The following is a 19,619-nucleotide window of genomic DNA, read 5'->3' on the forward strand; positions in this document are numbered from 1 at the left end:
TCCCATGCCTCCTGTTTTTTTACTTTACCATATCAGTGCCTGATCCCCGCTGCGCTTGCCTTTTAGCAGATCAGGGGCAGGCACCGATTCAGGATGCATTTTTATTAAAAGCTAGTAATAGAGTCATACCGATGATACAAGCCATCCCCAACCACTGAAATGATCCAAAAAGTTCTTTTAACCAAATGACCATAGTCAGTACTGCAGAAAGGGGTTCTAAGTTTCCGCTTAAGGGTTAGATGGTGGGGATAGTTGTCTTAGATTCAAATCTTCAACAATCGATGGTAATTTTCTTTTAGAAGATCATCGACTTTTTTTAAAAAACGAAAGGAGTGATTGAGATGGATATCGAGCAGAAATTATATCAAGCAGCAACGGAACTTATAGAGGAAAGGTACCCTGATGGGTGGGGTGGGGCAGCAGCCATGCATACAAGTGATGGTCATATCTTGACAAGTGTTGCACCAGAGGTAATAAATGCTTCGACAGAGTTATGTATAGAAACAGGTGCTATCCTGGAAGCCCATAAACTAAATACACGAATTACATATTCCATTTGTGTGGTGAGAGAGGATGAAAATGACCCATTTAAAATATTATCTCCTTGCGGGGTTTGTCAGGAGAGGCTGTTTTACTGGGGAGGAGACGTAAAGGTTGGAATATCCTCCTTACATGGGGATGGTTCATTGATTTTTAAGACATTGGATGAAGTCCAGCCATACCATTGGTCTTATTCCTACAAAAACGAAGAGTTATTCGACTAGTTGTGGGGAAAGAGGTTACTATATCTTAGGGTGAATTTTCGGATAAAGGGGCAAATCTGGAAAAGTGGATTTGTCCCTTTTATTGCCCTTTTCGGTGCCTGACCCTCTGTCTGTTACCATATTAACGGCACGAGGTCTTGCACCGAGCTTTTAGTTTCGATCTCTTTCCGGAAGGGTATGGGGATATCAGGTTATAGTAAAGACGCTTGCACGGAGGTGCAGTATGAATAATTTATTGGTTTCAGTGGTCATTCCTGCTTTTAATGAAGGCAAAAATATTGGGCTGTTACATGAAGCACTGCAAAAAGAATTTGCAATGCTTTCCTGTTCTTGGGAAGTGGTGTTTGTAAACGATGGAAGCAGTGATGATACACTGAATAATATCCACACATTGGTAGATATATATCCAGAAGTGAAGTATGTGTCTTTCAGCCGCAATTTCGGTAAAGAGTCTGCTCTGTTCGCGGGGCTTCAGCACGCCAGAGGTGATGCAGTGATTATTATGGATGCTGATTTGCAGCATCCTCCTGAATTGATCCCTGATTTACTGGAGGGTTACAAGGAAGGCTATCAACAAGTGGTGGCCAAGCGAAACCGGGAAGGGGAGGCTAAATCCCGATCCTTTCTTTCCTCCGTATACTATAAAGCTGTCAATCGCCTCATTCAGGTGGACTTGCATGATGGGGAAGGAGATTTCCGCCTCTTGGGAAGACGGGCTTTGGAGGCTATCTTGACAATGAGTGAGGGAAACCGGTTTTCCAAGGGATTGTTTTCCTGGATAGGGTTCGAGCAGAAGACAGTCCATTATGACAATGTCGAACGGCAGAATGGCCATTCCCAATGGTCGATGAAGCAGCTACTGGAATATGGGATCGAAGGAATCGTCTCCTTTAACCAGCGGCCGCTCCGCTTCGTGATGTATACGGGTTTGGTAATCATGGCCCTCAGTCTCCTTTACATCTCGTTCATTTTCGTGATGACACTAATGAGAGGAGTGGGAGAGCCTGGCTACTTCACGATCATATCTTCTGTCTTGTTCCTTGGAGGTGTACAACTGGTAAGTCTCGGGGTGATTGGTGAATATGTCGGAAGAATCTATATGGAAACAAAGAAACGGCCGCACTATCTTGTGCAGGAAAGTAATGTAGAAAGGGATTCCTATGAGAAAGTGGAACAATGAATTCACCCGGTTCGTCATTGTAGGCGGATTGAATACAGCGAATTATTATTTTTTTTATGTTCTTTTTTATAATTTGCTGGGGTGGTATTATCTTCTCTCCCACATTCTTGCCTTTTTCATCAGCATGGTCATTTCCTTTTTCCTGAATGTCTATTTCACTTATAAGGTAAAGCCCACGTTGGGAAAATTCCTTATGTTCCCATTCACTCAAGTTGTCAATATGTCGGTTTCTTCCCTTTTAATCTACCTGTTCGTCGACCTATTGCATTGGAATGGCAATATTGCTCCACTAGCTGCAGTCGTTTTCACTGTACCGATCACCTTTTTTGTTACTAGTAAAATTTTGAAGAGGTAAGGCGTGAATAATCATGACAAAGAAACAATGGATTTTGCTTATCAGTGGCAGTCTTCTCACTGCTCTTCTGGCGCATGCCTTTTTCCTTTACCAATGGACACAGGGAGTATATATGACAGGGCCGAATGACGGGCTATCCCAGATGGTTCCTTTTCGTGAGATGCTTTACGACCGATTCACGAGTGGGGATTTTTTCTATTCCTATGAATTCGGGCTCGGCGGAGGTACTCTCAGCCAGCTTGCCTACTATTACGGTATCAATATCTTTTTCTTCCTGACTGTCATGGGGCTATTTATCCTGGAATCGCTTTCGGTCATCAGCGAGCCGGATGTGTTGTTCTGGGCACAGGCTACCGTTTTCATCAGTGTTGTAAGAATGACGTTTATTCTAGTCATCACTACATATGTTTTCCGTTATCTGAACGGAAGGTTGCTCCCATCCTTCATTGGCGCTGTCCTTTACGGAACCTCCGCCATGTATTTTTTGCATGTCACTTATTGGGAATTCTTCGGGGATGCCTTTCTCTGGCTGCCGCTTTTGATCCTCGGAGTCGAAAAAATCATCAGGGAGAAAAAGCCGGGCTGGCTGATTGCAGCTGCTGCAATTTCTTTTTTTGACAATTTTTATTTCGCTTACATCAACGGCATTTTTACCGGACTGTATATATTATCCAGATGGATATTTCCCTTGGAGGCAAAAGAAACGCCCAAACGTATCCAACTCAAATTTTATTGTTCTTCTGTCCTGCTTGCGTTAGGGATCGGGTCTGTCGGATTCGTTCCTGCTGTCTGGAGTTTTCAGCAAAACATACGGCCTCCCTATGAGCAGGAAATTCCGCTTGTTGCTAATACAAGCAACATTCTTTTTGATAGCTATTATCTGATCGTCCCTGCTGTGTTTGTGCTATTGCTAGGCCTTCGACATCTGTACAGGAAGCCACAGTTCCGGTTTTTCAGCCTATTGAGCCTGATATTGACCGCCCTGCATTTCATTCCGTGGGCAGCCAGTTTTTTCAATGGCCTGTCTGCTCCACAGCACCGCTATGAATACCTGGCGGCGTTTACGATTGGAGCTACAGTTGCGGCCGGACTGCCCGCATTGAAGCAGGTGACGTATAAACAGATGACGGTTGCAAGTATCGGGATCGTCATTGTTTATACGGTTTTTCAGTGGACAGATCCAACCATAGAAATCGACAGTATACGGTCAATGGCTATCCTTATTTTTGCTGGGCTTGTCCTGCTGAACGCTTTCTTGCTCATCAAGGGTGGGAAACCAGCGTTGTATAGCCTGTTCGCCATCATCGTGCTTTCCCAGCTTGTAGTGATCAATCATTACCAATATGACAATCTATATTCAAGGGGTAGTGTGCATGAGAGCACGGTGGAATACATAAAGAGTGAAAAATATATGGCAGAAGAACAACAAGCATTGATTGATGATGTCCTGGATTCTGATACCAGGCCTCTTTCCCGGATCACATGGAAGGAAGGTGGCAGATATAATACACCGATCATTCAGGGTTTTCCTGGAACAAGTGCTTATTCCAGCATCCTTAACGGGCATCTGTTGAATTACTATTATCATGACCTGGAAATTGATATGAAGCGGGAAAGTGTCAGCCGGTACTCGGGATTCGGGGATCGTGCCAATCTGCATAGTTTATGGCAGGCCAACTATGTGATGTATGAAAAAGGGGAAGAAAAGAATGTTCCATACGGTTTCTCCCCTTATAGAGAAAAAGGAGATTTTATCATCTATGAAAATGCCAATCCTCTCCCATTCGTTCGGATATCGGATCAAATCTACAGCGAGGAGTCCCTAAAAAATCATCATCCTCTCACTCGTGAGCAAGCGATGCTGCAGGGGCTTGTCGTAGAAAATCCGAAAACGAAAGAGAAGGGGATTCCACAAAAAGAAAACTTGATGGATAAGGCAAGCGTAGAAAGCGTCGGCGGCAGTTATTCCAATGAAAGGCTTGTAATTACAGAAGAAAAAGGAGGGATAGACATCTCTCTTCCTGCATCTGTGATGGATTCGGATGCCGAGGATATCTATGTTTCTTTTTATCTGTTGAACAACGTAAAAGACGCACCACTATTCGCTCTAAGCGTAAATGACTTCTGGACGAGTAGAAAATCCAGGGAATCGATTTATAAAACGAATGTAAATGATATTACGATCCGCATTCCGAAAGAGGAAATAGTCTCCATCCGGATGCGGGAAGGAGATTATACCTTAAAAGATCTCGAGATTTATACGGAAGATTATCAGGCTCTTGAAAAGGCAGCAGAAAATAAACAGGAGCAGGATATAACAATCGATGGAAACCAGATTACCATTGATCATCTCGCAGCTGATACGGAGGGCTACCTAACCATTCCTGTCCCTTATGAGAAAGGCTGGCAGGTGAAGGTAGACGGAGAGAAAAGGGATTTGGAACAAGTCAACTACGCTATGCTCGGTACCTCAATCCAACAAGGAGATGAAAGGGTAGAATTCATCTATTATCCTCCATATTTCAGAATTACTTTGATAACCGCTGGGGTGTCACTGATTCTAGCGATGATATGGGTAAGAAAGAGAAAGGGAAAGAGATAGGTGTGTCATTACCTGTCCACCCTCTGGTGCCAATTTAGCAGATGGGATCAGAGGGGGAATTCTGTTAAATCTAAAAAATCCCAAAAAAATTCACATACCGTTATTGTCTATTCCTTAACATAATTTCTTAAAATTAATCTCCACAGAATAAATCAGCCTTTTTTACACAAAATAACAATAATTAGTATATAAAAGGTTGATGCATAATGCTGAAAAAAAGAGGAAAGGGCTCAAATAATAAGATAAACATCTTACCAGGGCTGGAAAAACTCAAAGAATCTGCGGATTTTATACACTATAAAAATGATGGGAACCCTGGTTTTTACGTCAATTATTTTAAAAGTCTTATTGACGTAGATATTTTACACCGGGATATTCTTCGTTATGTCTCCAAAAGCACAACCAAAAAACTAAGCGAGTTAAAAAATGAATTGCCTATTGAAGTAGTGATGGAAACTTCGGACGTTGAATTTATCACGGATAAGATTTTCCGAGGATTTGTTTTCGTTCAGTTGGAAAATGATTTAAGTAACGGGTTATTAATCAGAGCGGAGAAGCATTCTGTAAGGGATGTCACCATTCCAGAGGTCGAGTATAGTGTAATCGGGCCGAAAGAATCTTTTGTGGAATCTTACGAAGTAAACTTAAACTTGATTAGGAGCCGTTTGCCTGATTCTCAATTGAGATTGAAACAATATAAAATTGGTTCTCTGTCCCGCTCAAAAGTGGGACTTTTGTATATGGATGGATTAACCAACCAGGAGAATGTCGAAACAGTAAATCAAAGACTGGAAGATATCGATATTGACATGTTGAATGATATTTCTAATATCGCGGAATTAATCAGCGATAGCCAACTTTCTCCTTTTCCTCAGCTATTGGACACAGAAAGGCCTGACCGGACATGCGCTGCATTAGCGGAAGGGAAGGTGGTCATCCTAATGGATCGCTCCCCACACGTTTTATTGGGGCCGACCAGTTTAATTGAATTCTTTTCTTCCTTTGAGGATTATTATATTCATTGGATTTTGGCTTCCATGTTTCGCTTGATCCGTCTGGTTGCCGTCATTCTTTCCATTGTGGCGACTCCCATTTATGTGGCTGTCCTCACTTATCATCATGAAGTTCTTCCGCAAGACTTAATAGGGACATTAGTGACTTCCCGGAGAAACGTTCCTTTTCCACCTATTTTAGAAGCCATCATTTTAGAATTGACGATCGAATTACTGCGGGAAGCTGGAGCAAGGCTTCCGACAAAAATCGGTCAGACGATCGGTATCGTAGGAGGTATCGTAATCGGGACAGCTGCGGTCCAAGCGGGATTAACGAGTAATATTTTGTTAATTATCGTAGCCCTCAGTGCACTAGGTTCCTTCACTACACCGATTTATAATATCGGTAATACGATCCGTTTGATACGTTTTCCGTTACTCATATTTGGCAGTCTCTTCGGTTTATTGGGAGTAGTGATTTGTGTGGTGTTCATATTAGCTCACTTAATTCAACTCACTTCACTGGGAAGACCTTATATGGAACCCATCTATCCTTTTCGTTTTGGGGATTTCAGGGATGCGATCGTCCGGTTAACGTTAAGAGAGCGTAACACCCGTCCAGTCTATTTAAGGACACAGAAGCCTATCCGTTTCCCTGAGCCTGAAAAAGACAATAAATCTACAGATATATATGAATAAGGGGGCCTCGCCATGAAAGGAATGACAACCGTTCAAGACAGTTCAAAGATTTCCCCTTTTCTAGTTCTTTATCTCATCGTATCCACACAAGTAGGGGTCGGGGTACTGGGGTTCCAAAAATATATTGTAGAAGGCATGGGTTATGACGCCTGGATGGCTATCATTTTAGCGGGGCTGATTGTCCATCTGTATATTTATATGATTTATTCTATCATGCGCAAAGCGGACATGGACATTATAGAGCTTAATCATGTTTTATTTGGGAAGTGGATTGGAAACTTGATCAACCTTGTATTCATCCTCTATCTGCTTATTCTTTCCTTAACTGTTTTAAGGACGTATATAGAGGTTGTACAAGTTTGGATGTTTAGGAATCTGAACACTTGGATCATTGCTTTTTTCATTCTACTTCTGGTGCTCTTCGTAATAAAAGGTGGATTCAGATCCGTAGTAGGGATATGTTTTTTAAGTGTTCTATTACCTTCTTTTTTAATCTTGACTCTTTATTTTCCATTACAATTTGCTCATTTCGGAAATTTATTGCCTATAGGAGATTTCACAATGAAAGAGTTGGTGATTTCTACTCGCAATATGGTTTTGAGTTATCTTGGGTTTGAGTTGTTATTTTTCTTCTACCCATTTATAAAGAATGGAGAGAAATCTCAAAAGTGGGCCCACCTGGGTAATTTTGTCACCGTATCCATATATCTGGTTATAGGTATTGTTTCATTCGCTTATTTTGCTGAGCCGTACATAAAAGAAGCAGAATGGGCGACGCTCACCCTCTGGAAAGTCGTAGAATTACCTTTTTTGGCAAGGTTTGAATATATAGGGGTGACTACCTGGTTATTCATTATCCTCCCGATTCTTTGTCTATGGTTATGGGCAGCAAGCAGGGGAGTGAAACACATGATTCCAAAATTAAAACAAAAGAGAATACTGTATATTATGGTAGCTGTTATTTTAGTGAGTTCAGGATTGTTTCAAACAAGAGAGGAAATCAGTTTTTTAAATACCCTCTCCTCACGGGTGGGGTTTTATTTTTTAGGCTTCTATATTCCTCTCCTATATATAATTATGTTAGTTAAGAAGGAAGTGAGGAAATCATGAAACGGTTAGCTATACTATCGATTTCCACGCTTCTGTTCTTAACCTCCTGTTTTTTACAAGAAGAAATAGTCGATGACATAAGTATGGTGACAGTGATTGGATTTGATAAAGGGGAGGGAGAGAAAATATTGGCTACCATAAATGTCCCTTTTCATCAGTCCAATATAGAAGTCATAAATAAAACATATCAAACCGAAGCTGTTTTCACAAAGGATGCGACAGACATCGGAACGAGTAAATCGGACACTCCGATGGTGATCGCCCAAAATGAAGTGTTGATTTTCAGCAAAGAGTTAGCCGAAGAGAACCTTATGGATTATCTGGATTCCTATCAAAGAGACCCAAGTATTAGTACTCGGTTATTCGTCGCGGTTGCTGAAGATAAAAGTGCCCCATTAATTGCTAGGAATAACTCCATAAACCAGGATATAGGTGTGCTGATAGGGAAAATGTTCAGAAACAATATTGAGAGGAACTTTTTACCCCAGACAAATCTCCATCTATTTTTATATGACTATTACCAACCAGGGAGAGATCCCTTTCTACCGATCATTTCCAAAGATGAAGAGCAGTATCAAGTAAAGGGGATCAGTTTCTTTAAGGGTGCGACATACAAAGGTGAAATAGAATTTGGGTACGAGACAATGGTATTTCGGCAGCTAAGAGAGTCTTTTAGCCATGGCGCCTATACTTTTGAGACAAAAGATCAAGAGTGGGCATCGATTCAAAATGTATCATCTAAAAAGTCCGTGGACGTTGTTCTTCCTCCTGGTGAAAAACCAACGATAAAAATCAATGTTAAGATGAATGGTTTCTTAAGGGAATATTCGGGCGAAAAAATCGAGGAAAAAACAATCAAAGAAATCAGTAAGCAAATGGAAGATAGTATTAAAGAAAAGTCGACCGAATTATTGGGCATGTTCGAAGAGTGGGGGGTAGATCCATTAGGCTTAGGAAATGAAATAAGAAAAAATAAGCGAGGATGGAAAGAGAAAGAGTGGGAACCTATCTACGAAAAAGTTAATGTGGATGTGAACATCAATGTGACGATCAAAGAAACAGGTGTTACATCTTAGTAGAGTTCCTCTAGGATTCACTAAGTTTTACCCACCCACGACATTCCTCTTTAATACTTTTAAAAGGCAAACATCAATTTTAAGCCGGTGCTTGATCGTTCTCCGTTATTGATGCCGGAGAGCGGGGCTCACGTACTATTTAAGTGTGAAACAGCCCAAGAGATTCCCCCCTTTTTATGATGGATACCTAAAATTCAGGTTAGTTTACTTCTTTCCAGGGAAGGAAATAAAAGAGTTAAACTCTTAGGGATAGAATGGTGATCATATGGGGTTCTTTTATTTTCTAAAGAAATATTTTAAAATGTCGAAACGTCAACGGAAAAGTGAATTAAAATCAACGCTTTGGTTCATGCCCCTATGGTATATCGTTGGAGCGATCGGTTTATCCGCTTTTACTTTTTACCTTGATTATGAAGTGGATCTCAGTTTATACTTCCCACCTGCGATTGGTTTCAGCGGAGAGACCCTGCAAGTACTTTTGAGTGCACTCGTAGGTGGAGTACTCACCTTAAGCGCTTTTACAATAAACTCCCTGCTAGTCGCTCTGACGACGTTTAGCGGGCAGTTTTCGTCTAAAATGCTTGTGAACTTTGTCAGTGACAGGGCGACCCAGCATGTACTCGGTATTTTTAACGGCAGTTTCATTTATGTGCTCTTAAACTTCTTATACGTCACTCATGAGGAAGAGGAGTATATTGTCGCAACACCGGTTTTGTCCATTTTGACAGCTATCACGGCTGCTGTTACCTTTATATATTTTATCAACCATACAACCACCTGGATGCAGGTGCATAATATCAGCTTCAATATGAATGATAAATCGAAATCCGTTCAGTCGGCTCTGGAAAAGGAACTAAAGCCTTACCGCCTTGAGAAGGAAGTAGAAAGGGAATCTCTGCCATCTGAGTCTAATGGAAAAGTAATAAAATCAATCGAATCTGGTTATCTTCAAGTCGCTGACTTTTCAAGATTGATCAAGCAGGCGAAAAGAGACAACAGCCTCCTGAGATTTGAAGCCCGGATCGGGGAATTTGTACTGGAAGGAACTCCACTGCTGACCTATTGGGAATACGGGCACCCCCTTCGTCCTGACCATTACTTCAAATCCATCGAAATCGGGGTCAAACAAACAGAAATCCAAGATCTGGAGTATGGGGTGAATAAACTTGCCGAAGTAGCCATCAAGGCTTTAGGCCATAATGACCCTCTTACGGTTACGAATACCATTCATCAGATTGCTGATTTATTGAAAAGCATAGGCAAGTCTACGAATTTTTCTCCTTATCTTTTCGACCGGGATGAAGAGCTGCGTGTCATTTTGAATCAAAAAAGCTTCCGGTATTACCTGCATAAGGGATTTGCTTCGATTCGTGAGTATGCGAATCAGAATTCGACAATAATGACAGAGCTGATAACGATGGTTTCGCTGCTGAGTAAAACGATGGACAAGGAGGTACACAATGATCTTTGGGAATTCGCCCATCAGACCATTTTAGGATTTGATAAGTATAGCCTGTACGAAAATGACTGCTTGTATATTTTAGAGCAATTAGCCGAACTTGCTAAAACTACAGGCAATCAAGAGGATTATCTTTTCCTGCTTGAATATATGCTGGAGCGGGTCAGTTCGAAGGGGGCGTCCAAGGTGCCTTCTTCTTCCTAAGCCCTGTAAGTGAACGATATAAAAAAGGCGCTGAATTAGCGCCTTTTTTTAATAGTGGAGGATCTTAGCTTTTTTGAATGCAACAATCGAATCATAGACGACAGACGATATAATCGATAGTACGATCACCCATAGCATCACATATGGATATACTTGAATGGATGAAATGGATATATCAAATCTTTCGGAAAGGTAAGTCATGAATGCCGGATTGAATAAGGAACTTCGACTGGCAAATAGGATAAGAAACACAAGGAATAGGAAATGGAAAGAAGCGTTCACGATCGCTAAAGTCCTGTTCCAGTGTCTCTGCCTCCATTTGTAGACGATCACAGCGAGCTTTGCTGCTACTAATAGGACGACAAAAGGAAGGAATGAGCGTAGAACATCTTCCTTGAACACCGGGATGCCATCAGGACCGATTCCATTTGCAGCTGTAATAAATAGAATGGTTAAAGCGAACGTCCAAAAGAGACGGAAGTAAATCGCCGATTTGCTAATCGATTTATTCACCGGTGCTGTAATATTGTGGCCTAAGTCCTCCGGTTTCCAGGGCTTTCCGGTAAGAGCAGAAGAATTTTCGTCACGATTGACACCGATCCACTCCAGGAAAACGAGCACAAGCATTCCCCAGAAAAAGACATGTGCCGCTAGATTAAATATGGCTCCGATTAAATCCCAACTGATGGTCGTGATTAGGGCGAAGAGTCCGCTTTCGTCCGTATAGGCTGCCATGATCCCTGTAACTGCTATAACAAGAGCCATCACGAGGAATACAAACCCTCCTGCTTTTAAGGAAGAAATAAAAAAGTCATACACTTGCTGGCCAAACAAGGTAGAAGGGTGCTCTCTGTACTGGCGTGCCATTTTGGCGGGGTCCCCGAACTCTGCTAATACCTCTTTTTCCTCTTCTTCGGTATAGTCTTCTGGAAGCATATCCATGATCGATGACTTTAATTCGAGCGCCACATCTGCCTGTGTTTTGGAAGGCAGACGATACGTTACTTCATGTATATATTGATCAATCTTTTTCATTATTTTCTTCTCCTTCCAATAAAGCATTAAGATCTTCCGTCGTCCTCTGCCAGATAACTTTCAGCTCTTGAAAAATCTCTTCGCCATATTCACTTAGTACATAATATTTCCGCGGCCGACTTTCCGAAGTATCCCAACTACTTGAAACCACATCCTGCTTTTCCAAACGGCGGAGCAGCGGATAGAGGGTGCTTTGATCAATCTTCATCCCGTATTCATCTAAACGCTGAACCAAAGAGTAGCCATACTGCGGGCTTTTCAACTGACTTAGTACGGCCAGTGTCAACGACCCTCTCCGCAATTCGGTTGTCAGCGAATGCAATAAATCACCCATACGATCACCTCATTTTCTTATACTGTATATAATACACCATTGTATGTAACATATCAAAAGGTGATGTATTATATTGGTGATAGTAAGGAGTGAGGTCCATTTATTGTTATGAAAGATTGATCCATTAACGTCTGTTTTCTTTGGAGAAAGGAAAATATGAATCATTGGTGGGTACGGAAGTAAGAGGTTTTAGTTAGGACTTATACAACTTTTAATGGAAGCTAAGCCTCCATTATTGAGGGGTTCTGATACGCGTAAATGCTTCACTGAATATGCGTTCCTGCCGCTCTCTGACTCCTTTTAACGAAGTGGAGCGGGCGCTGATTAAATATGGAAATTTATGATACACTAAAGTTAACTGGTTGCTGAAATACATATTTATCCAATTTAAAGAGAAGAGAAGTTTTATTGACAATTCGTAAAAGGAGTGGATTCAAATGGTCGGGGTAGAAATTGATCTGGTTGTGAAAGATAGCTTAAAAGCACTGGAATTATATGAAAAGATATTTGAGATCGAAAGAGTAGAAGTTACCGACTTTCCAAGAGGGGAAAACGAAGTGATTTTTACACTTTATGGTGTTCGCTTTCATATGTTGGATGAAAACCCGGAATTCCATTTGATCGCACCAACGCCGGAGGATCCTAAAACCCTATGGTTCAACATCACGGTCCCGGATATCGAGGGAACCTATAAAAAGGCAATGGATTCAGGTTGCGAAGAAGTGCAGCCAGTGACGGAATTAACGGAATACGGAGTATCGAATGCCATATTCATGGATTCCTTTGGTTATCTATGGATGCTGCACCAAGTCCACAACGAAGTGAGCTTTGAAGAGCGGAAACGTCTTTGGGAGGAAGAAAAGGAGAACGGACATCGTTAATAACGTAGGGGGGGAAGGCAGCCGTTTTGTTTCTCTTCCTTTTTTGGATGGATGAATTTACGAAGGGGGACTTTTGCTTGCTTAAAACAGTTTTTGTCGCTTTCCTATCGTTTATATTGGTTAGTTCCTTGTTGCTCTTCATTGGCTATGTTTTTGATATCACGGTATTTCAGTTTACTTTTTATGAAGAAACAGAGGCTGGGTTTGTGGCGGGGGGATCCGTCATACCATTTATGTTAGCGATCTTCGTCAGTTATTTTGTTGGCAATGCCTATCAGAGAAAGCGTCATAGTCATTGAGAGTGGGGGATCCAAGTAAGTTAATGTTCCATATGCTTGGCAATATAAAGGATACCGCCATTAGATGTGTGATAATGAGCAAACCTTATAGTAGTAAAATGTTCGGATTGTATAGTAAGGGATTAAAATAAAATCGTGAACAATGATTGAAGAAAAAGTCAATTAAAACTACGGAGGGGTTACAGTGAGTTTGATTAGTAAAACTATGACTGGAATAGGTTGGTTAATAATGGTTATCGCTGCTCTTATGCTTTTTAAGGCAGTTGGTTTGTTTACGGTAGGAACGAATGTTGACGGTGATGGTATAGGTATTCATTTTTTAGGTATGGAAATCAACGATAGAGTACCTGAGACAGAGATCCCTATGTATGCCACACAATTTTTGATGTATGGTTCGACTACTTTATTAATTGCTCTAATTATGTTTGTACCAGCTTTGTGGTATAGATTTAAAGTCAAAAGATCGTAAATAAGTTGGAATGGATAGTTATGTATAAGAGAGAAGATTTTTTACTAAATGGTGTGTCATTTTTTTAGATTCAGCTGTTTGTTCCACCAATCACCAAAACTTGTTTTTATTCATACCAAACTTACTTTTAATAGAATACATTCTCTACTGTCATAAATAATCAGTAATATGTTTGAAATGATCTACTGGGATATCTAACTGGAAATTAAAAGTATGGAGGAAATTCGTAAAGAGTTACTAGAGATTTTCTTCATCCAGATGAGAAAGCGTATAAATTTTCAATGTAAAAGGTGGATTACATGGAATTATTTCATTACCATTGGTGGACGGATCAAGTGGAATGTATGGAGGAATTTTATAATCAACTCGGCTTTGAAACTAAATTAAGGGTTGGTAAGTACAATGGGGAAATGCAAGCTTTTGACCCTCCATTGGAATGGGAAGATTTTAGAGATCGAGAAATAATATTTAGAATTGTTGAGGTGGTGAAAGGGCAAACGAATATTACTTTTGGACATGGGAATAGGGGTATTTTTGACCACATTGGTGTTTTAGTGAACGAAACGGAGTACAGGCAAATCATCGATAAAGCTAAAAAAGAGAAATTGAGAATAAATGAAGGGGATCGAAGAACTTTCATTTCTACTCCATGGAAATTCAGGATCGAATTGCAAAGAAGAAAAGATGTTGTGACTGATAAAGATCATACAATTATACATACCATGGATATCGGTTTGCCTTTTGATGTAAATCCGGAATTTCTGGCTAGTTTATTAGACCTTAAAATAATTCAACAGGATGACTCGCATGTAAAGATGGGGAACGAGAGGTGGAATATAAATTTTTATAACGAGAAGCATACTCGTTTGAATTCCGTCTATTTTTCAAAGGATGAATTCCATACAGTCGATCCAGTGGGAATTAAATTAATCGGTACCATGGATCTTGGAAAATGCATGATACTTGAGAGTGATGTTATTGTTACACAAAAGGTAAACGTTCACATATTAGGGGGGATCTAATGAGAGCTATCGTTCAAAATAAGTTCGGAGATGCTGACGTATTATTCCTAACTGATACAAGGGTTCCAGAAATCAAAGAAAATGAAGTATTGATAAAAACCGTATATACTAGCGTGAATTATGCTGATATAAAAAAGCGCAAGGGCTTTAAAGGGTCATGTGACTTCCCTCTTACTTTGGGGTTAGATGCTGCTGGCACAATTGAAGTAGCAGGGAGTAAGTCTTCATTTTCTAAGGGTGATCGGGTCATTGCCTTTCCTACAGGGGGTTCTTATGCAGAATTTGTAAAAGCAAATAAACATCTTGTATTTAAAATACCGGATCAGCTGACATTTGAACAGGCAGCTACTATGCCAACAGTATCTATATTATCCTATATTCTGTTTCATGAGATTGGACAAGTGAAAGAGACAGACACAATTGTTATACATAGTGCTGCCGGCGGTGTTGGTTCCATGCTTTTACAATTAGCCAAACTATATGGTGCAAAGAAAGTTATAGCAACTATTGGCAGCTTTCAAAAAGAAGAATATGTGAAGGGACTAGGAGCAGATGTTGTTTGTACGTATGATACATTTAAGGAAGAGGTACTGAAACATTCCAATGATTTAGGTGCTAATGTAATTTTTGATTCCGTTGCTGGTGAAATTACGAGCAGAAGTTTAGATTGTTTAGCCCTTTATGGTACTCTTGTCCAGTTTGGAAATAGTAGTGGAAAACCAGGTTCATTTAAAACGAGTGATGTCCATAGTAGCTGTAGAAATGTTAAAGGCTTTAGCTTAGGTACAACAAGGAAGTATAAACCAGAACTTTTGGCACCGATTGCCGAAGAAGTTATAAATCTATTTGCGTCTAAGAAACTTCATTTACCCATTGAGAAAGTCTTTGACCTAAGTGAAGCTTCAAGTGCACATCAATTAATTGAAAGTCGTAATTATGAAGGTAAAGTGTTAATTGAAATTTAAAACTCCACAGTATTCCCTGTTATAAAACATATATCCAAAGAGATGGTAATATCCAGGATTAAACAGCCGCTTGGACCTTTCTCAGATTAGGCTACTGCAATTCAGCTAAGAATGTTTTTAACAAACAGGCGAGTTCATTTTGAAAACACTTTTTTATTATTGTGCCTGACCCCCGCTCTGTTACCGCTTTATCGGAGTGGGGGTCAGGCACTGTTTGAATGTTTTGTGACATCTATGGAATTTTACAGGTGATTTCCAATTTTTGTGGAAAGAATTCTTGAATGGGGTGTTAATATTAGTCAGGCAGGCTTTACCCAAAAAAAGAATTCGTATTTATTATTATTTGGTCTGGGTATGTCTACGTTAGGTGATTTTATTTATCTCGTGGCCATAAATATTTTAGTGTTAAAACTTACAGGCTCAGCTGCTGCCGTTGCAGGTTTATGGATTATCGGCCCTATCGCCTCGGTATTAACGAAATTCTGGTCTGGTAGTGTGATAGATCGGTTAAATATTCGGAAGTTAATGATTGGGACAGATATCATTCGTGCAATTTTGGTAGCAATCATTCCATTTTTCAGTTCTATTTGGCTCCTATATGTATGTCTTTTCTTTCTCTCTATTTCAAAAGCGTTCTTTGAACCTGCAGCAATTACTTATATAACGAACATGGTTCCTGAAAAAGGGCGGAAACAATTTAACTCTTATAGAAGTTTGATAACTTCAAGTGCGTTCTTGATCGGACCTGCTATTTCTGGAGCATTACTACTCATTACCTCTGTTCATATATCGATATGGATCAATGCTTTTTCTTTTATTGTTTCCGCTATGATGGTGTATTTATTACCGGACGTAAATAGTGATGCTGAAAAACCAGTTCATAAATTTAGTTTGAAAATATTGAAAAGTAATTGGAAAGATGTATTCCAATTCAGTCAGAGCAACCAATATATTGTAAAGGTATACTTCTTAGCTCAATTTTTTATGATTGTTGCACTTGGAATGGATGCTCAAGAGGTCGTCTTTACTCAAAAGGTATTAAATCTATCAGAAACAGATTACGGCTTACTCATTAGTCTCACAGGAGTTGGTTCTATTTTAGGAGCAGCCACAGTTTCGCTTTTATCTAATAAGTTGTCTATAAAAGCGCTCATGTCCTGTGGCTATTTATTGGTGTCGGTGGGCTATTTAGTCTATGCTTTTTCTTTTTCCTTCTGGACAGTAGCCATTGGGTTTATGATATTAGGATTTTTCAACTCTTTTTCCGGGACTGGATTCATGACGTTTTACCAAAATAACGTTCCAGTAAAAATGATGGGAAGAATCTCGAGCATATACGGTATTTTTCAAAGTCTTCTTCAGGTCATTTTTATTTTACTGATTGGTTTTACAGGAGATATTATTCGGGTCAGGTACAGTATCATTGCTGCTTCGACATTATTGCTGGGAATTAGCTTTTTCCAAATGAAATTAGTTCTTATGCCAGGCAAATCCGGGTACTTCGCAGAATCAACAGAACTCAAAAGCACCTCCTGACCCTTGTTATATGAAGACTTCCATTCAGGTTCTTGTAATGTTGGGCCATCCAGTTATGATCAACCATTCATTTGATTTAAGGAAAGGAGGATGATGAGTGGTCATCGCTTTATTAATTATGGGGGTTACAGTATTACTTTTAAGTTTTTTCCTCGCTCCATTTGGTACTGCAAATGCCTTGATGGTTGCTGCTGTTTTATTTGTTTCAGCAATAGTTTTTTCATTAGTTAAATCGAAAAAATCAATAAAGTGAATTTGCTTGATGTGTCGCCCATCTGTGTCGGATAGTCATCACAGTGGTGAAATCTTTTACAAATGCTTGGTAGTTGAACGACAATGCGATATGATCTGCATCTTCTGCAATCTGATCGCTGGATTGTGCTCGGAAGTCTGCAATACTTTCTCCTTTCGTTTTGTCAAAATTAATAGAGACAGAAGCTTGACGTTCCACATACTGGACTTGTTCAGGATTGACTAAAGCGAAAAATGTGAAAACATCATGCAAAGGACTACCTGCAAGGCCATGATCTAATTTTTTATAAGCATTTGTGTAATAATCAAAAATCGGTTTTATAAGAGGGGTGAAAGAATTAAAAGGTTGAGAGGTGATCTGTTGAATGGTTTCCTGTGTTATTTTAGCGTGATTAGTTACGTTCAATGGAGTGATAAAGACATTTTTGAACTTGTTTAAAACGAGGTTGGCAGCTATCGGATCCCCATGAAAGTTAGCTTCCGCAACAGGTGTCACGTTGCCAGGTACTAAAAAGGCGCCACCCATACAGTGAAATGCCTTTACCTTCCGTAAATACTCTTCTCCGCCTAATAAATACGCGATCGCAAGAGAGGTGGACCTTCCAACATCTACGACAATCAGATTATTTTCGTAGTTATCAATGATTTTAAAAACCTCATCAAAATTGACTAACTCGCGTTGGATAGTTTCTGGAGGGCGGATTGGCCCCAACCCCTCTTCGCCATGGATTTCTGGATAAAATACAGCTATTTCACCACTAAGCGGACCTCTTGCGCCTGCTATGATGGGAATATCCTCCCTTCCTGCGAGTTGTAAGAGGTAGGCTACATTCTGTGTTGCCTGTTGTTGAGACACATTACCATAACCAGAAACGATGCCGACCACATTTATTTTTGGGTTTAACAGTGCGTACATGATTGCCAATGAGTCATCAATTCCTGGGTCGCCGAATAGTAAAACATTATACATATAACTCCCCCTATGAATATAGACAAGATATTCTATGGCTGACATTGTAATTAAATGACATGTTTTTAGTAAGCCGTTCTGTAATGAGTTATTCTATAATTGGAAAAATGGGCAGGATTTGCGGAATGAAAAAAGGTGGAGGAGGAAGGCATATGAATTTTAAACGAAACGAAGCCCTTGAGATTTTAGGTCGAACGCCAACAACTTTAGAAAACTTCTTATCTGGTTTATCTCTTGGTTGGATGGAATGCAACGAAGGGGAAGGCACATGGAATCCGACCCAGGTGGTGGATCATTTAATTGAGTGTGAGAGGAATAATTGGGTTCCTCGTTTAAAAACAATGGTAGAAGAGGGGGGAAATAAGGTGTTCCCGCCATTCGACCGGGATGCTCACATCACCAATCCGTCTAAAACCTCACTGAGTCAAAAGTTGAATGAGTTTAAATGCTTACGATTTCAGAATACCGAGATTGTCAGAGGACTGATCATTTCTGACACACAGTTGGAATTAACAGGGAAACATCCGGCTTTTGGTGAGGTGAAGCTAAGTGAATTGCTCTCGACATGGGTCGTTCATGATTTGACGCATATTTCCCAGATCGTAAGGGTGATGGCAGAAAGGTACAGGGAGGATGTCGGCCCCTGGGAAGCGTATTTAGGTGTGTTGAAAAACTAAATGATTTTGATGCGAGTCTTTCGGAAAAATGGGCGGTTATTCAATGTGAACTATACCCCGAATAATGGACACTGATAAAAAAGTGCCCTTATTCGGGGTTTTTGTGTTTCATGACCTCGAATGTCCATTTATAATCGAATTAACTAATACGAGCGAGGTTATAGACATGTCTAAGATTATTTTTACTGAATCACAGAGAAGAGAGTTAGAGTCCAACCCAAACATCGTTAAGGTTTCAGATCGATCCATTACCTATACTCCTGAATTTAAAGTGAAAGCTGTAAAGGAAAACGCAGAGGGGAAAGGGCCTCATCAGATTTTTGTCGAACATGGGTTTGATCTGTCCATTATTGGTTCTGGAAAACCAAAACAATGTATTGAACGCTGGCGAGCAACGTTCCAGAAGTACGGAGAAGAGGGATTCTATACAGAACGCAGAGGAAAAGGTTCAACGGGACGCCCATCTTCCAAAGAGCTTTCTCCTGAAGACAAACTAAAGAAAGCAGAAGCGCGCATTGCGTACCTAGAGGCAGAGTTAGATTTCGTAAAAAAGCTCGACGAACTCGAAAGGCAGGCGAAGAAGAAAAAGTAACCACATCAGAGAAATTTCAACTAATTGAACAAGTGGTAAGAGGAAATGGTTTCCCTCAGTTCATTCAATATTTTTGTGAGTTGGCGGGAGTAAGTCGTTCGGGTTATTACAACTGGTTGAAAACAGAAGGAGTCCGTCAAAAGAGA

General features: G+C 40.2%; 20 protein-coding genes. 17 read left to right on the forward strand and 3 right to left on the reverse strand.

Annotated features, from left to right (window positions below; all coding sequences use genetic code 11):
• The first annotated feature begins 341 nt into the window (after window positions 1-341).
• The 8 genes from BMZ58_RS16955 to BMZ58_RS16990 all read left to right on the forward strand — a co-directional run bounded on the left by BMZ58_RS16955 (window position 342) and on the right by BMZ58_RS16990 (window position 10,441).
• A complete protein-coding gene (locus tag BMZ58_RS16955; RefSeq protein ID WP_075037752.1) occupies window positions 342-764 on the forward strand; it encodes a cytidine deaminase in 423 nt (140 codons plus the stop codon).
• Between the two features lie 223 nt (window positions 765-987).
• Window positions 988-1,944, forward strand: a complete 957-nt coding sequence (locus tag BMZ58_RS16960) for a glycosyltransferase family 2 protein (protein ID WP_075037753.1) — start codon at window positions 988-990, stop codon at window positions 1,942-1,944.
• The gene (locus BMZ58_RS16965; RefSeq protein ID WP_208601435.1) at window positions 1,925-2,299 is read left to right on the forward strand and encodes a GtrA family protein; all 375 of its coding nucleotides are present in this window, start codon (window positions 1,925-1,927) and stop codon (window positions 2,297-2,299) included. The genes BMZ58_RS16960 and BMZ58_RS16965 overlap by 20 nt, the downstream gene beginning before the upstream one ends.
• 13 nt (window positions 2,300-2,312) lie before the next feature.
• Window positions 2,313-4,901, forward strand: a complete 2,589-nt coding sequence (locus BMZ58_RS16970) for a YfhO family protein (RefSeq protein ID WP_075037755.1) — start codon at window positions 2,313-2,315, stop codon at window positions 4,899-4,901.
• Window positions 4,902-5,107: 206 nt separating this feature from the next.
• Window positions 5,108-6,592: a spore germination protein gene (locus BMZ58_RS16975; protein ID WP_075037756.1), complete on the forward strand. Its 1,485-nt coding sequence runs from the start codon at window positions 5,108-5,110 to the stop codon at window positions 6,590-6,592.
• Window positions 6,593-6,604: 12 nt separating this feature from the next.
• The gene (locus BMZ58_RS16980) at window positions 6,605-7,702 is read left to right on the forward strand and encodes a GerAB/ArcD/ProY family transporter (RefSeq protein ID WP_075037757.1); all 1,098 of its coding nucleotides are present in this window, start codon (window positions 6,605-6,607) and stop codon (window positions 7,700-7,702) included.
• The gene (locus tag BMZ58_RS16985) at window positions 7,699-8,778 is read left to right on the forward strand and encodes a Ger(x)C family spore germination protein (protein ID WP_075037758.1); all 1,080 of its coding nucleotides are present in this window, start codon (window positions 7,699-7,701) and stop codon (window positions 8,776-8,778) included. Before BMZ58_RS16980 ends, BMZ58_RS16985 begins: the two co-directional genes overlap by 4 nt.
• Window positions 8,779-9,079: 301 nt before the next feature.
• Window positions 9,080-10,441 (forward strand): DUF2254 domain-containing protein, encoded by a 1,362-nt coding sequence (locus BMZ58_RS16990; protein ID WP_167360106.1) that lies wholly within the window; start codon window positions 9,080-9,082, stop codon window positions 10,439-10,441.
• A gap of 48 nt (window positions 10,442-10,489) precedes the next feature.
• On the opposite strand, the gene BMZ58_RS16995 is transcribed toward BMZ58_RS16990, so the two are convergent.
• Both BMZ58_RS16995 and BMZ58_RS17000 read right to left on the reverse strand, forming a co-directional pair.
• Complete coding sequence (locus tag BMZ58_RS16995) at window positions 10,490-11,476, reverse strand: HAAS signaling domain-containing protein (protein WP_075037760.1); 987 nt, start codon at window positions 11,474-11,476, stop codon at window positions 10,490-10,492.
• Window positions 11,463-11,810: a PadR family transcriptional regulator gene (locus BMZ58_RS17000; protein ID WP_075037761.1), complete on the reverse strand. Its 348-nt coding sequence runs from the start codon at window positions 11,808-11,810 to the stop codon at window positions 11,463-11,465. Before BMZ58_RS17000 ends, BMZ58_RS16995 begins: the two co-directional genes overlap by 14 nt.
• A gap of 437 nt (window positions 11,811-12,247) precedes the next feature.
• On the opposite strand from BMZ58_RS17000, the gene BMZ58_RS17005 reads away from it, so the two are divergent.
• The 7 genes from BMZ58_RS17005 (at window position 12,248) to BMZ58_RS21235 (ending at window position 17,235) form a co-directional block, all read left to right on the forward strand.
• Window positions 12,248-12,691, forward strand: coding sequence for a VOC family protein (locus tag BMZ58_RS17005; RefSeq protein ID WP_075037762.1), 444 nt, complete (start codon window positions 12,248-12,250; stop codon window positions 12,689-12,691).
• A 77-nt stretch (window positions 12,692-12,768) separates the two neighbouring features.
• The gene (locus tag BMZ58_RS17010; RefSeq protein ID WP_075037763.1) at window positions 12,769-12,990 is read left to right on the forward strand and encodes a hypothetical protein; all 222 of its coding nucleotides are present in this window, start codon (window positions 12,769-12,771) and stop codon (window positions 12,988-12,990) included.
• A 184-nt stretch (window positions 12,991-13,174) separates the two neighbouring features.
• A complete protein-coding gene (locus BMZ58_RS17015; RefSeq protein ID WP_083412857.1) occupies window positions 13,175-13,459 on the forward strand; it encodes a hypothetical protein in 285 nt (94 codons plus the stop codon).
• Between the two features lie 344 nt (window positions 13,460-13,803).
• Window positions 13,804-14,481, forward strand: coding sequence for a hypothetical protein (locus BMZ58_RS17020; protein WP_139207370.1), 678 nt, complete (start codon window positions 13,804-13,806; stop codon window positions 14,479-14,481).
• Window positions 14,481-15,446, forward strand: coding sequence for a quinone oxidoreductase family protein (locus BMZ58_RS17025; RefSeq protein WP_075037765.1), 966 nt, complete (start codon window positions 14,481-14,483; stop codon window positions 15,444-15,446). Before BMZ58_RS17020 ends, BMZ58_RS17025 begins: the two co-directional genes overlap by 1 nt.
• 264 nt (window positions 15,447-15,710) lie before the next feature.
• Entirely contained in the window at window positions 15,711-16,982 is a 1,272-nt protein-coding gene (locus BMZ58_RS17030) for an MFS transporter (RefSeq protein ID WP_279626143.1), read from the forward strand.
• A 97-nt stretch (window positions 16,983-17,079) separates the two neighbouring features.
• The gene (locus tag BMZ58_RS21235) at window positions 17,080-17,235 is read left to right on the forward strand and encodes a hypothetical protein (protein WP_167360107.1); all 156 of its coding nucleotides are present in this window, start codon (window positions 17,080-17,082) and stop codon (window positions 17,233-17,235) included.
• Here the strand turns inward: BMZ58_RS21235 and BMZ58_RS17035 are convergent.
• Complete coding sequence (locus tag BMZ58_RS17035; RefSeq protein ID WP_075037766.1) at window positions 17,224-18,204, reverse strand: nucleoside hydrolase; 981 nt, start codon at window positions 18,202-18,204, stop codon at window positions 17,224-17,226. The genes BMZ58_RS21235 and BMZ58_RS17035 overlap by 12 nt on opposite strands.
• Window positions 18,205-18,356: 152 nt before the next feature.
• On the opposite strand from BMZ58_RS17035, the gene BMZ58_RS17040 reads away from it, so the two are divergent.
• Window positions 18,357-18,881 carry a DinB family protein gene (locus tag BMZ58_RS17040; protein ID WP_075037767.1) on the forward strand — a complete coding sequence of 175 codons (525 nt, stop codon included), beginning with the start codon at window positions 18,357-18,359 and terminating at the stop codon, window positions 18,879-18,881.
• Between the two features lie 166 nt (window positions 18,882-19,047).
• On the forward strand, window positions 19,048-19,473 hold the full coding sequence (locus tag BMZ58_RS20865) for an HTH domain-containing protein (protein ID WP_075037768.1): 426 nt from the start codon (window positions 19,048-19,050) through the stop codon (window positions 19,471-19,473).
• Window positions 19,474-19,619 lie beyond the last annotated feature (146 nt).

The sequence above is a fragment of the Halobacillus dabanensis genome, assembly GCF_900114165.1.
In the GTDB taxonomy this organism is placed as follows: domain Bacteria; phylum Bacillota; class Bacilli; order Bacillales; family Halobacillaceae; genus Halobacillus; species Halobacillus dabanensis.